Raw genomic sequence first — 13,100 nt, 5'->3', positions numbered from 1 at the left:
CTTCATTGCCCTTGCAGCCCCTTCATGCACACCCTCGACGACCTCAGGCGCGGCCGCCTGGCAGGTGCCACCCGCCTCGACCTGAGCTGCGGGCTCACGCAGTTCCCGGATGAGATCTTCGAACTGGCCGACAGCCTCGAAGTGCTCAACCTGAGCGGCAATGCGTTGAGCAGCCTGCCCCATGACCTGGGCCGGCTGCACCGGCTCAAGGTGCTGTTCTGCTCCCGCAACCGGTTCACCGAGGTGCCGGCCAGCGTAGGCCAGTGCCTGCGCCTGGAAATGGTCGGGTTGCGCAACAACCGCATCACGCACCTGCCGGCCGCCGCATTGGGCCCCAACCTGCGGGCACTGGTGCTGACCGAGAATTGCCTTGAACAGTTGCCCGACGCACTGGGCGACTGCCAGCAGCTGCAAAAGCTGATGCTGGCGGGCAACCGCCTGCGCGCCCTGCCGGCCAGCCTTGCGCGGTGCCAGCGGCTCGAACTGCTGCGGGTGTCGGCCAACCGGTTGAGCGAACTGCCCCAGTGGCTGCTGACGATGCCCCGCCTGGCGTGGCTGGCGTATGCCGGCAACCCCTTGCCCCAGGGCCTTGCGGCGCCGCAGGCGCCGGGCCGGTGCGACGCCATCGACTGGCACGCCCTAGAGCTGGGCGAGGTGCTGGGCCAGGGCGCCTCCGGGGTGATTCACCGCGTGCAGGTGGCGGGCCGAAAGGCGGCGCTCAAGCTGTACAAGGGCCAGATGACCAGCGATGGCTCGCCGCTCAACGAAATGCAGGCGTGCGTGGCAGCTGGCGCCCACCCGAACCTGATCCCGCTGCTGGGGCAGGTAGCCAACCACCCGCACCAGGTGCCGGGGTTGCTGATGGCGCTGGTGGGCACCCACCTGTCTGCCCTGGCCGGGCCGCCCAGCCTGCAAACCTGCACCCGAGACGTCTACCCGCCTGACCTGTGCCTTGGCCTGCAAGCCGCAACCCGGCTGGCGACGGCCATCGCGTCGGTCGCGGCGCACCTGCACCAGCGCGGCATCACCCACGGCGACCTGTACGCGCACAACATCCTGTGCGATGCACAGGGCAACGCGGTGCTCGGGGACTTTGGCGCGGCATCGTTCTTTGCGCAGGATGGCAGTGTTGCAGCAGACGCATTGCAGCGTATCGAGGTGCGGGCGTTCGGGGTGTTGCTGGGGGAACTGCTGGCGTGTTGCGGGGAGGCGTCAGAGGAACTGGCGGACTTGCAGGCGAGCTGTGTTCAGCCGCAGGTGCTGGCAAGGCCGGATTTTGCGCAGGTTGAACGGGTGCTTCGCCGGCAAGGCCGGCTCCTACAATAGGCGTAGGAGCCGGCCTTGCCGGCGAAGTGGGTTATCAGCCCGCCAGGCCGACGTACACGTTCTGCACGTCGTCGTTGTCGTCGATGGCTTCCAGGAATGCCTCGACTTCAGCCATGTGCTCGTCGCTGAGCCCGCTGACCGGGTTCTTGGGGGTGTAGCCGATCTTGGCCGAGATCACCTTGAAGCCCTGTTGCGGCAAGGCCTTCTGTACCGCGTCCAGGTCGGTGGTGTCGGTGATGAACAGGGTCGAGCCCTCTTCTTCACCTTCCGCGAAGTCTTGTGCACCGGCTTCGATGGCGGCCATTTCCGGGTCGGCATCAGGGGTTTCAGGGCTGGCTTCGATCAGGCCGACGTGGTTGAAGTCCCAGGCCACCGAACCCGAAGCGCCCAGCTGGCCCTTGCGGAACAGCACGCGAATCTGCGCCACGGTGCGGTTGACGTTGTCGGTCAGGCATTCGACGATCAGCGGCACCTGATGCGGGGCGAAGCCTTCGTAGGTAACGTGGTGGTACTGCACCGCGTCGCCATCCAGGCCCGCGCCCTTGCGGATGGCACGTTCCAGGGTCTCTTTGGTCATCGAGGCCTTCTTGGCCTGTTCCACGGCCAGGCGCAGGCGCGGGTTCATGTCCGGGTCGGCACCGGCCTTGGCCGCGATCTGGATCTCCTTGGACAGCTTGCCCATGATCTTGCCCTTGGCGTTGGCTGCTACTTCTCTATGCTTGGCTTTCCACTGTGCGCCCATCTCGACTCTCTTGTTTCAGCTGCCGGTTCAGGTAGCGACCAGCAAGGTGGCGTGCAGTTTATACAGGCTGCGCCGGGCAATCGACAAAAAAACGCTGGGCTGTTGCCGGGCCTGGTGAACCCTTCGCCGGCAGGGCCGGCTCCTACTGGCGTTGCAGGAGCCGGCCATGCCGGCGAAGAGGCCAGCATCCATAACCTAGAAATCACTTTAGGTTGTGATTTTTATTTCATATATATCAATCAGATAAGCCAACAACCTCATGTAGTTAAGCAGCTTCACGCTGCGCCACCGCCTGCGCCGCCGCCAGCATCGCCCTGAGCAGCACTGCGCACCCGGCCGCCAGGTCCTTGGGGTCGGCATTCTCGATTTCGTTATGGCTGATGCCGCCCTCGCACGGCACGAAGATCATCCCGGCCGGGCCCAGTTCGGCCAGGAAGATCGCGTCGTGCCCGGCCCCGCTGACGATGTCCATGTGCGACATGCCCAGCCCCTGCGCCGCGCTGCGCACCGCCTCCACGCAGCCCTTGTCGAAGTACAGCGGCGGGAAGTCCGCGGTGGGCGTCAGCGTGTAGGTCAGCCCGTGCTGCTGCGCGGTCGCGGCGATCACCTCCTGCACCTGGGCGATCATCGAGTCCAGCCGCGCCGGCTCCAGGTGGCGAAAATCCAGGGTCATGCGCACCTCGCCGGGGATCACGTTGCGCGAGCCCGGGTACGCCTGCAGGCAGCCCACCGTGCCGCACGCATGGGGCTGATGCTCCAGAGCCACGCGGTTGACCGCCGCCACCACCGCACTGGCGCCTACCAGGGCGTCCTTGCGCAGGTGCATCGGGGTCGGCCCGGCGTGGGCCTCGACACCGCGCAGGGTGAGGTCGAACCATTTCTGCCCCAGCGCGCCGAGCACCACGCCGATGGTCTTGCGCTGGTCCTCCAGGATCGGCCCCTGCTCGATATGCGCCTCGAAATAGGCGCCCACCGGGTGCCCACTGACCGCGCGGGTGCCGGCGTAGCCGATCGCATTCAGCGCCTCGCCCACGCTCACGCCCTGGGCATCGCGCTTGGCCAGCGTCTCCTGAAGGGTGAACTTCTCGGCGAACACGCCCGAGCCCATCATGCACGGCGCGAACCGCGAGCCCTCCTCGTTGGTCCACACCACAACCTCAAGTGGCGCCTCAGTTACTATTTGCAAGTCATTGAGTGTACGAAGAACTTCCAGCCCGGCCAGCACCCCGAAGCAGCCATCGAACTTGCCGCCGGTGGGCTGGGTGTCGATATGGCTGCCGGTCATTACCGGCGGCAGTTGCGGGTTGCGCCCGGGCCGGCGGGCAAAGATGTTGCCCACCCCGTCCACGCTGACGGTGCAGCCGGCAGCCTCGGTCCATTGCACGAACAGGTCGCGGGCCTGGCGGTCCAGGTCGGTCAGGGCCAGGCGGCATACGCCGCCTTTGGCGGTGGCACCCAGTTGCGCCAGCTCCATCAGCGACTGCCACAGGCGCTCGCCATCGATGTGGGCCTGGGTACTTTGCAGAACGTCCTTAGCGGTTTGCATGAGCATCTCCTGCTTGGCCGGCCTCTGCGGGCCGTGGGGTTACACGGTGGGTTTGAGGCTGGTGGCACGCGCGCCCTTCAGGCTGCCCAGGGCGTAGTAGATCACCCCGCCCAGCGCCGAGCCGGTGAACCAGCCGAAGTCGTAGAACCAGCTGAACGCCGGGCTGTGCAACGACAACAGGGTCAGCACCACCGGCACGCCGAAGGCGATGAAGCCGGTCGCGTTCCAGGCCGGGTACACGTCGTCGCGGTACAGCCCGGCAAGGTCGAGGGTCTGCTTGCGCAGCAGGAAGTAGTCCACCACCATGATCCCGGCAATCGGCCCCAGCAGGCTGGAATAGCCCAGCAGCCAGTTGGAATACACCGACTCCAGGCTCACGTCCGAGACGATCAGGCCGAGTTTCTTGAGCAGCTCATGGGCCATCAGCAGCAGGCCCACCAGCCCGGTCAGCAGCACGGCGGTGGTACGCCCGATCCACTTGGGCGCCAGGTTCTGGAAGTCGTTGGTGGGCGAAACGATGTTGGCCGCGGTGTTGGTCGACAGTGTGGCGATGATGATCAGCGCCATGGCCAGCGCCACCCACAGCGGGCTCTGGATATGCCCGATCAGGCTCACCGGGTCGGACACCGTCTCGCCCACCAGCGAGGCCGAGGCAGCAGTCAGCACCACCCCCAGCGCGGCAAACAGGAACATGGTCAGCGGCAGGCCGAAGATCTGCCCCAGGATCTGGTCCTTCTGGCTTCGGGCATAGCGGCTGAAGTCCGGGATGTTCAGCGACAGCGTGGCCCAGAAACCCACCATGGCGGTCAGCCCGGCGAAGAAATAGCCGGTCACGCTGGCGCCTTCGGGGCGTTTGGGCGGCTGCGCCAGCAGTTCGCTGAACGACACGTTGGGCAGCGCCCACACCAGCAGCCCGGCACCCACCAGCACCAGCAGCGGTGCCGACAGGGTTTCGAGCCACTTGATCGACTCGGCGCCGCGCAGCACCACCCACAGGTTAAGGCACCAGAACAGCATGAAGCCGATGACCTCGCCGGTGCCGCCCAGCGCCTTCCATTCCGGCCAGAACGAGCCCAGGAAGAGGTGGATGGCCAGCCCGCCGAACATCGTCTGGATACCGAACCAGCCGCACGCCACCAGCGCGCGGATCAGGCACGGCACGTTGGAGCCGATGATGCCGAACGAGGAGCGCAGCAGCACCGGGAACGGGATGCCGTACTTGGTGCCGGGGAAGGCATTGAGCGTCAGCGGGATGAGCACGATGGTGTTGGCCAGCAGGATCGCCAACAGCGCCTCGCCCACCGTCAGGCCGAAATACGCCGTGAGCACCCCGCCCAGGGTGTAGGTGGGCACGCAGATCGACATGCCGACCCACAGTGCGGTGATGTGCCATTTGTTCCAGGTGCGCTGCCCCACCTTGGTCGGGGCGATGTCATGGTTGTAGCGAGGGCTGTCGAGGACGTCGGTGCCGGCGTCGAGCTCGAACAAGCCGTCACGCTCGCTCACTTGCGATCGGGTCTGGTGCATTGGCCGCTCCACTTTTCTGGTTATGTGCACCTCGCGATGAGGCGCCGGAGTCTTGCGCGTGCAGGTAAGGCAATCACGGTCAGGTGATCTGAGAAATCTTGACCATTTACGCATCCTGTCAAGCAAGACAGGACTCGCCAGAAACCTTTCCTAACCCGTAAAAAGAAGTTTTATTCTTATTTTTCAATAAGTTGAAAACAGAATAAGCATATAAAAAATAATCTTGCCCAATCCCGGATCGCCAACTAGATTCAATTCTTGACGGCGATGACAGGATTACTCCGGCGCCGATCACGACAAAAATCTAGAGCCGGTAGCAACCGGTCAAGCCTGCGAGGAGCTTCGTGATGACGCTTTTGATTCGTGGCGCCACCCTGATTACCCATGACGAGAGTTACCCGGCCGACGTGTACTGCGCAGACGGCCTGATCCAGGCCATCGGCCACAACCTCGACGTCCCCGCCGGCTGTACCGTGCTCGATGGCAGCGGGCAGTACCTGATGCCCGGCGGCATCGACCCCCACACCCACATGCAGCTGCCCTTCATGGGCACGGTGGCCAGCGAGGACTTCTACACCGGCACCGCCGCCGGCCTGGCCGGCGGCACCACCTCGATCATCGACTTCGTGATCCCCAACCCGCAGCAATCGCTGCTCGAAGCCTTTCACCAGTGGCGCGGCTGGGCCGAGAAATCGGCGGCCGACTACGGCTTTCACGTGGCCATCACCTGGTGGAGCGAGCAGGTGCGCGAGGAAATGGCCGAGCTGGTCAACCACCACGGGGTGAACAGCTTCAAGCACTTCATGGCCTACAAGAACGCGATCATGGCCGCCGACGACACCCTGGTCGGCAGTTTCGAGCGCTGCCTGGAGCTGGGCGCGGTGCCCACGGTGCATGCCGAGAACGGCGAGCTGGTGTACCACCTGCAGCGCAAGCTGCTGGCCCAGGGCATCACCGGCCCCGAAGCGCACCCGCTGTCGCGCCCTTCGCAGGTGGAAGGCGAAGCGGCCAGCCGTGCCATCCGCATTGCCGAAACCCTCGGCACCCCGCTGTACCTGGTGCACGTGTCCACCCGCGAGGCGCTGGACGAGATCACCTATGCCCGCGCCAAGGGCCAGCCGGTGTACGGCGAAGTGCTGGCCGGGCACCTGTTGCTGGACGACAGCGTGTACCAGCACCCCGACTGGCAGACGGCGGCCGGCTATGTGATGAGCCCGCCGTTTCGCCCGCGCGGGCATCAGGAGGCCCTGTGGCACGGGCTGCAATCGGGCAACCTGCATACCACCGCCACCGACCATTGCTGCTTCTGCGCCGAGCAGAAGGCCGCGGGGCGTGACGATTTCAGCCGTATCCCCAACGGCACGGCGGGCATCGAGGATCGCATGGCGGTGCTGTGGGACGAAGGCGTGAACACCGGCCGGCTGTCGATGCAGGACTTCGTCGCCCTCACCTCCACCAACACCGCCAAGATCTTCAACCTGTACCCACGCAAGGGTGCGCTGCGGGTCGGCGCCGATGCCGACCTGGTGCTGTGGGACCCGCACGGCACGCGCACCATCTCGGCCAAGACCCACCACCAGAATGTCGACTTCAACATCTTCGAAGGCAAGACGGTGCGCGGGGTGCCCAGCCATACCATCAGCCAGGGCAAGCTGGTGTGGGCCGACGGCGACCTGCGCGCCGAGCGCGGCGCCGGGCGCTATGTCGAACGGCCGGCATACCCGGCGGTGTTCGACCTGCTGAGCAAGCGTGCGCAGCAGTGCAGGCCCGGCGCGGTCAAGCGCTGAGCCTTTAAAGCATCGCGGGTCAAGCCCGCTCCCACAGGTGTCGTGCGATCCCGGTGGGAGCGGGCTTGATCCGCGATGGGCGCGCCAGCGCCCCGGTTTCTATAAAAAAACAAAGAGGCCACTACCGTGATCAACGCCTTGAACCATCTCCCGCACCCGCAAGACGACAACGCCACCCTCGCCACGCATTTCAGCGACCTGGCTCCGCCCCTCACCCCGCGCCAGGCCGCCGTGGAAAGCGCGCGCTGCCTGTACTGCTACGACGCCCCCTGCGTCGACGCCTGCCCCAGCGACATCGACATCCCCTCCTTCATCCGCAACATCCAGCAGGACAACGTGCAGGGCGCGGCCATCAAGATTCTCTCGGCCAACATCCTCGGTGGCAGCTGCGCCCGGGTGTGCCCCACCGAGATCCTCTGCCAGCAGGCCTGCGTGCGCAACAACGCCCAGGAATGCGCCCCGGTGCTGATCGGCCTGCTGCAACGCTACGCGGTCGATCATGCCGAGTTCGCCGAGCACCCGTTCCAGCGTGCGCCCAGCACCGGCAAGCGCATCGCCGTGGTCGGCGCCGGCCCCGCAGGCCTGGCCTGCGCCCACCGGCTGGCCTGGCACGGGCATGAGGTGGTGATTTTCGAAGCACGGGAAAAGGCCGGCGGCCTCAACGAATACGGCATCGCCAAGTACAAGCTGGTGGACGACTTCGCCCAGCGCGAGCTGGACTTCGTGCTGCAGGTGGGCGGTATCGAGATCCGCCACGGCCAGGTGCTGGGCGACAACCTCAGCCTGGGCGAGCTGCAACAGCAGTTCGACGCGGTGTTCCTCGGCCTGGGCCTGGCCGCCAGCCGCCAGTTGGGCCTGCCCGACGAAGGCGCCCCGGGCCTGCTCAGCGCCACCGAGTACATCCGCGAACTGCGCCAGGCCGACGACCTGAGCACCCTGCCCCTGGCCGAACGCTGCATCGTGCTCGGCGCCGGCAACACCGCGATCGACATGGCAGTACAGATGGCCCGCCTGGGCGCCCATGACGTCAACCTGGTGTACCGCCGTGGCCTGCAGGACATGGGCGCCACCCAGCATGAACAGGACATCGCCAAGGCCAACCAGGTACGGCTGCTGACCTGGGCCCAGCCCGAGCAGGTGCTGCTCGACGACCAGGGCCGGGTGCGCGGCATGCGCTTTGCCCGCACGCACCTGGTGGACGGGCGTCTGCAAACCACTGGGCAAACCTTCGAACTGGCGGCGGATGCGATCTTCAAGGCCATCGGCCAGGCCTTCGACGGCCAGGCCCTGAGCGACCCGCAGGCCCTGCAACTGGAGCGTGATGGCGAGCGTATCCGCGTGGACGACGACCTGCGCACCAGCCTGCCGGGCGTGTACGCCGGCGGCGACTGCACGCACCTGGGCCAGGACCTCACCGTACAGGCCGTGCAGCACGGCAAGCGGGCCGCCGAGGCCATCCATGCCCAACTGACCCTCAACGTGGAGGCCGCATAAATGGCAGACCTGTCGATCGAATTCGCTGGCATCAAGGCGCCCAACCCGTTCTGGCTGGCCTCCGCACCGCCCACCGACAAGGCCTACAACGTGATACGTGCGTTCGAGGCCGGCTGGGGTGGCGTGGTCTGGAAAACCCTGGGCGAAGACCCCGCCGCCGTCAACGTGTCGTCACGCTACTCGGCGCACTTCGGGCCCAACCGCGAGGTGCTGGGCATCAACAACATCGAGCTGATTACCGACCGCTCGCTGGAGATCAACCTTCGCGAGATCACCCAGGTGAAAAAGGCCTGGCCCGACCGCGCGCTGATCGTGTCGCTGATGGTGCCGTGCGTGGAGGACGCGTGGAAAACCATCCTGCCGCTGGTGGAGGCCACCGGGGCGGACGGCATCGAGCTGAACTTCGGCTGCCCCCACGGCATGCCCGAGCGCGGCATGGGCGCGGCGGTGGGCCAGGTGCCGGAGTACGTCGAGCAGGTGACACGCTGGTGCAAGACCTACTGCTCGCTGCCGGTGATCGTCAAGCTCACCCCCAACATCACCGACATCCGCCAGTCGGCCCGCGCCGCGCACCGGGGCGGCGCCGACGCGGTGTCGCTGATCAACACCATCAACTCGATCACCAGCGTCGACCTTGAGCGCATGATCGCCCTGCCGATCGTCGGCGAGGCCAGTACCCACGGTGGCTACTGCGGTTCGGCAGTGAAGCCGATCGCGCTGAACATGGTGGCCGAGATTGCCCGCGACCCGGCCACCCACGGGCTGCCCATCAGTGGCATCGGCGGCATCGGCAGCTGGCGGGATGCCGCCGAGTTCATCGCATTGGGTTGCGGCTCGGTGCAGGTGTGCACCGCGGCGATGCTGCATGGCTTTCGCATCGTCGATGAAATGAAGGACGGCCTCTCGCGCTGGATGGACAGTCAGGGCTACCACAGCCTGCAGGACTTTCGCGGGCGCGCGGTGGGCCACACCACCGACTGGAAGTACCTGGACATCAACTACCAGGTGATCGCCAGGATCGACCAGCAGGCCTGCATCGGCTGCGGGCGCTGCCACATTGCCTGCGAAGACACCTCGCACCAGGCCATCGCCAGCCTGGTCAAGGCCGAGGGCGGGCACCGCTACGAGGTGATCGACGCCGAGTGCGTGGGGTGCAACCTGTGCCAGATCACCTGCCCGGTGGAGGGCTGCATCGAGATGGTGCCCCAGGACACCGGCAAGCCGTTCCTGGACTGGCTGCACGACCCACGCAACCCCTACCGCGAGGCGTCCTGAGGCTGCGCCCCGCGCAGGTCTTCGAAGCAGGCCTTGTTCCCGTCCACCTGAACAGACGCCCGGGGCAGGTTCGCCGCCTCCCCGGTCGGCGTCTCCACATGCCAGTAGCAGTGCTTGATCGCGCGGGTGATGGCCACGTAGGCCAGGCGCAGGATCTCGTCCTTCTGGGCGTTGTCGTAGCCTTCGGGGTCGCCCGCGCGGCCCAGCCCGGCCTGGCGGTACACCTGGTTCTTGTACGGCGAGCGCGTCAGGTGCTGGCAGTCACCGAGCATGAACACCGCATCGGCCTGCAGGCCCTTGGCGCTGTGGTAGGTGAGCTGGCGGAACCGCCGCTGCGCCGCCGGCAGGCTGGCCTCGTGGTTGAGCAAGGGCTGCAGGTGCTCGGCAATCACCGACTTGTCGACGCTCTTGCGGTACAGCAGCATCACCGACTCGCCATCGCGGTAGTGGTCCATCAACTGCCGGGCCAGTGTGGCTTCGTCGCGCTCCATCACCATCACCGGCACCGGCTGCTCGGCCGCCGGGCCGCAGGCACGGGCCTTCTTGCCGGCAATTGCCGGGGCCGACTTAACGATATGCTCGGCTGCATCGATGATGTGCTGGTGGCTGCGGTAGTTGTCGGCCAGCATCACGCGGGTGGTGCTGGGGGCGACGAACTGCTTGGCGAACTCCATGAAGTACTTGGGCGAGCTGCCGCGCCAGCCATAGATCGACTGCCAGTCGTCCCCCACGCACAGCAGCGAGGAATGCTGCGCCACCTGCCCCACGTGCATGGCCGGGCCGCGCCGGCGGATCTCGCGCAGGCAGGCGCGCAGCCACGAGACGATCTGCGGCGACACGTCCTGGAACTCGTCGATCATCAGGTGCGACAACGGGCGCAGCATCGGGTCGGGCAGCAGGCGCAGGTTTTCCGGGTTGTTCTCGCCGAACAGGGCGAACATGCGGTTGTAGCTCATGATCGGCGGCGACTGTGCCAGCAGGTGCGCCTCCAGCGCCTTCCAGTACAGGCTCAGGGCCTCGAAGAACAGCGCGTCGGTGTCGCCCTGCGGGAAGCTCATGCCGCCCACCGCCACGCTCACATCCAACCCCAGGTTCTCGATGAACCCGGCAGCGCCGACGAAGGCATCCAGCAAGGGCGCCGCGCCCAGCTCGCCTTTTACCTTGTAGTCAAAGCCCGGCCCGGCCACCGCATCGCCGGCCAGCGAGGCGGTGAGGCGTTTGGCCGCCGCGTAGTTTTCCAGCCAGATCACCGGCTTGTCGCAGAACGCCTGGAACAGCGTGCGCTTGATCACCCATTCGGCCCACACCGGCAGCTTGGCGCCGGGGCGCTTGTACTGCTGATTCTCCCTGGGGTCGAAACCCAGCACCACCCAGGCGTCAAGCTCGGCGATATGGCCGTGGAAATGAAAGCGGCTGCCGTTGATTTCGACGGTTTCGCGGCTGGGCTCGATGCCCTTGATCGGCCAGGCACCTGCCTGGAACCACAGGTCTTCGATCACGTCGCACAGCTCTTCGTCGCGCCCGGACGACAGCTGGGTCACCGCCACGCGCTTCTGCACGTCGGGGTGGTCGCGGTCCAGGGCCTTGAGCTGCAACGCTTCGCGGCGCAGCCCGGCAATCAGCTCGGCGAACCGCGGGCTGGTGTGCAGCAGGTCGCGGTAGCACAGGTTGAGTTGCTGGCGCTGGGCATCGTTGATGCGCAGGTCGAACGGGTTGCTGTCCACGCCCGCCTCGCTGCCCCCGGGCTGCTCGCTGCCCAGGGTCTCGAACGCCCGCACCTGGCTGAAGCCCGGCAGGCTGCGCACCAGCGGCAGGATGCGCGAATGGAAGGTGCGCACCAGCTCACGCGCCTGCACCGGGCTCAGGGCCAGTTGCCACAGGCCGAACACCTGCACCAGGCGGGCAATGAAGTCCTTGCGCGACTCGCGGGTGAAGGTGACCACGGTCATGGCCTCCAGCTCGAAGCCTAGGTAATGGCGCAGCAACAGGATACGCAGCACCAGCGAGGTGGACTTGCCAGCGCCGGCGCCGGCGATCACGCAGGTGGACGGCGTGTCGCTGAAGATCATCTTCCACTGCGCTGCGCTGGGTTGGGCGTGGGCCGGCAGGCGCGCAGCGACATCGGCCTTGAAGCGCTTCTTCAGCTCGGGGGTCAGCGGCAGGCGCCAGTCGTCGAACAGGGCATCGTCCAGCCCCGGCACGCCGTGGGCATCCGGGCGCGTATCGCGGATCACCAGCACCTGGCGCCCGGCCTCGAAGCCGTCCACTCGCCCTTCTTCATAGCCTTCACGCAGCCCGTCGGCATGCCCGGTGCGCTGGCCGTTGGCATGGCCCTGGAACCACGAATCGCGGTGCTGTGCCTGCAACCGGCTCAGGCCACGGCCCAGCAGGCGTGCGGCCAGACGTCTGACCCAGGGCAGTTGCGCGGGTGGGGTTAGATCCGTGGGTAGCTTGGGACGCTCGTGTGACACACCGACTCCGGCAATCAATTCAATCAGCGGCCATGTTCGCCTTATCACGACCAAATCACCAGCCGAATGCTTTCAGATCAGTGGATTAGGCGACGAAGCGGCGAAACTACCGCAGGTTATATATCGAATATAACGATCATATTTAGCCGATATTTACGCTTTTTTTCGATGTTTATCGAGAGGATCATCAGCGCCATCCACCTGATTACCGAGGACACGAGCATGCTGCAACTGCGCCCCTTCGACACCCTTGGCCACGCCAACCATGGCTGGCTGGATGCCCACCATCACTTCTCCTTTGCCGAATACCACGATCCGCGCCGCATGAACTGGGGCACGCTGCGGGTATGGAACGACGACCTGATCGCCGCCGGCAGCGGATTCCCGCCGCACCCGCACCGCGACATGGAGATCATCACCTATGTGCGTGAAGGCGCGATCACCCACCAGGACAGCCTGGGCAACAAGGGCCGTACCGAAGCCGGTGACGTGCAGGTGATGAGCGCCGGTACTGGCATCACTCACAGCGAGTACAACGTGGAGGCCGTGGACACGCGGATCTTCCAGATCTGGATTGTGCCCCAGCGTGTGGGCCAGGCACCGTCGTGGGGCGTGCGGCCGTTTCCCAAGGGCGAGCGCGGCGAAGGGTTCGTGACCCTGGCCAGCGGGCGCGAGGGGGATGAAGGCAGCCTGGGGATCCGCGCCGATGCGCGGCTGGTGGCGGCGACGCTGAAGGCCGGGGAAAGCGCCGAGTACCGCATCGATGCGGGTCGCCGGGCCTACCTGGTGCCGGCCAAGGGCGTGATCGAGGTCAACGGCCTGCGCGCCGAGGCCCGCGACGGGGTGGCGGTGGAGGATGAGCAGGTGCTCAGGGTGGTGGCGCTGCAAGACAGCGAGATTGTGCTGGTGGATGTGGCGTAGGTACCGACGTC

9 protein-coding genes are annotated in these 13,100 nt (G+C 66.1%); 5 read left to right on the top strand and 4 right to left on the bottom strand.

Annotated elements, in window-relative coordinates; genetic code table 11:
• Nucleotides 1-24: 24 nt before the first annotated feature.
• Complete coding sequence (locus tag B4I46_RS08520) at nucleotides 25-1,326, top strand: leucine-rich repeat-containing protein kinase family protein (RefSeq protein WP_286899633.1); 1,302 nt, start codon at nucleotides 25-27, stop codon at nucleotides 1,324-1,326.
• A gap of 34 nt (nucleotides 1,327-1,360) precedes the next feature.
• Here the strand turns inward: B4I46_RS08520 and B4I46_RS08515 are convergent, their stop codons facing one another.
• The 3 genes from B4I46_RS08515 to B4I46_RS08505 form a co-directional block, all read right to left on the bottom strand.
• Nucleotides 1,361-2,068, bottom strand: coding sequence for a YebC/PmpR family DNA-binding transcriptional regulator (locus tag B4I46_RS08515; protein ID WP_043863975.1), 708 nt, complete (start codon nucleotides 2,066-2,068; stop codon nucleotides 1,361-1,363).
• A 265-nt stretch (nucleotides 2,069-2,333) separates the two neighbouring features.
• Complete coding sequence (locus B4I46_RS08510; RefSeq protein ID WP_286899631.1) at nucleotides 2,334-3,614, bottom strand: Zn-dependent hydrolase; 1,281 nt, start codon at nucleotides 3,612-3,614, stop codon at nucleotides 2,334-2,336.
• Between the two features lie 39 nt (nucleotides 3,615-3,653).
• The gene (locus B4I46_RS08505) at nucleotides 3,654-5,141 is read right to left on the bottom strand and encodes an NCS1 family nucleobase:cation symporter-1 (protein ID WP_043863977.1); all 1,488 of its coding nucleotides are present in this window, start codon (nucleotides 5,139-5,141) and stop codon (nucleotides 3,654-3,656) included.
• Between the two features lie 347 nt (nucleotides 5,142-5,488).
• On the opposite strand from B4I46_RS08505, the gene hydA reads away from it, so the two are divergent.
• From hydA to preA, 3 genes are all read left to right on the top strand, one after another.
• Nucleotides 5,489-6,928 (top strand): dihydropyrimidinase, encoded by a 1,440-nt coding sequence (hydA, locus tag B4I46_RS08500; protein ID WP_054914390.1) that lies wholly within the window; start codon nucleotides 5,489-5,491, stop codon nucleotides 6,926-6,928.
• 126 nt (nucleotides 6,929-7,054) lie between these two features.
• On the top strand, nucleotides 7,055-8,422 hold the full coding sequence (locus B4I46_RS08495; RefSeq protein WP_286899628.1) for an NAD(P)-dependent oxidoreductase: 1,368 nt from the start codon (nucleotides 7,055-7,057) through the stop codon (nucleotides 8,420-8,422).
• Nucleotides 8,423-9,697: an NAD-dependent dihydropyrimidine dehydrogenase subunit PreA gene (preA, locus tag B4I46_RS08490; protein ID WP_043863980.1), complete on the top strand. Its 1,275-nt coding sequence runs from the start codon at nucleotides 8,423-8,425 to the stop codon at nucleotides 9,695-9,697. It begins immediately after the preceding gene.
• Here the strand turns inward: preA and B4I46_RS08485 are convergent.
• Complete coding sequence (locus B4I46_RS08485; RefSeq protein WP_286899625.1) at nucleotides 9,679-12,168, bottom strand: UvrD-helicase domain-containing protein; 2,490 nt, start codon at nucleotides 12,166-12,168, stop codon at nucleotides 9,679-9,681. The two genes, preA and B4I46_RS08485, sit on opposite strands and share 19 nt — an antisense overlap.
• Nucleotides 12,169-12,390: 222 nt before the next feature.
• On the opposite strand from B4I46_RS08485, the gene B4I46_RS08480 reads away from it, so the two are divergent.
• Nucleotides 12,391-13,089 (top strand): pirin family protein, encoded by a 699-nt coding sequence (locus B4I46_RS08480; RefSeq protein WP_043864092.1) that lies wholly within the window; start codon nucleotides 12,391-12,393, stop codon nucleotides 13,087-13,089.
• The last annotated feature ends 11 nt before the right edge of the window (nucleotides 13,090-13,100 follow it).

The organism is Pseudomonas sp. UBA7500 (assembly GCF_002478435.1).
GTDB lineage: Bacteria > Pseudomonadota > Gammaproteobacteria > Pseudomonadales > Pseudomonadaceae > Aquipseudomonas > Aquipseudomonas palmensis.
Note: the sequence above shows the minus strand (reverse complement) of the source record. Positions and strands in the feature narration are given on the sequence as shown.

Bases quoted from the DNA above. Each gene is read 5' to 3' on its own strand.
- B4I46_RS08505 (WP_043863977.1), bottom strand. From the start codon at position 5,141: ATGCACCAGACCCGATCGCAAGTGAGCGAGCGTGACGGCTTGTTCGAG.
- preA (WP_043863980.1), top strand. From the start codon at position 8,423: ATGGCAGACCTGTCGATCGAATTCGCTGGCATCAAGGCGCCCAACCCG.
- B4I46_RS08520 (WP_286899633.1), top strand. From the start codon at position 25: ATGCACACCCTCGACGACCTCAGGCGCGGCCGCCTGGCAGGTGCCACC.
- B4I46_RS08515 (WP_043863975.1), bottom strand. From the start codon at position 2,068: ATGGGCGCACAGTGGAAAGCCAAGCATAGAGAAGTAGCAGCCAACGCC.
- B4I46_RS08510 (WP_286899631.1), bottom strand. From the start codon at position 3,614: ATGCAAACCGCTAAGGACGTTCTGCAAAGTACCCAGGCCCACATCGAT.
- hydA (WP_054914390.1), top strand. From the start codon at position 5,489: ATGACGCTTTTGATTCGTGGCGCCACCCTGATTACCCATGACGAGAGT.
- B4I46_RS08480 (WP_043864092.1), top strand. From the start codon at position 12,391: ATGCTGCAACTGCGCCCCTTCGACACCCTTGGCCACGCCAACCATGGC.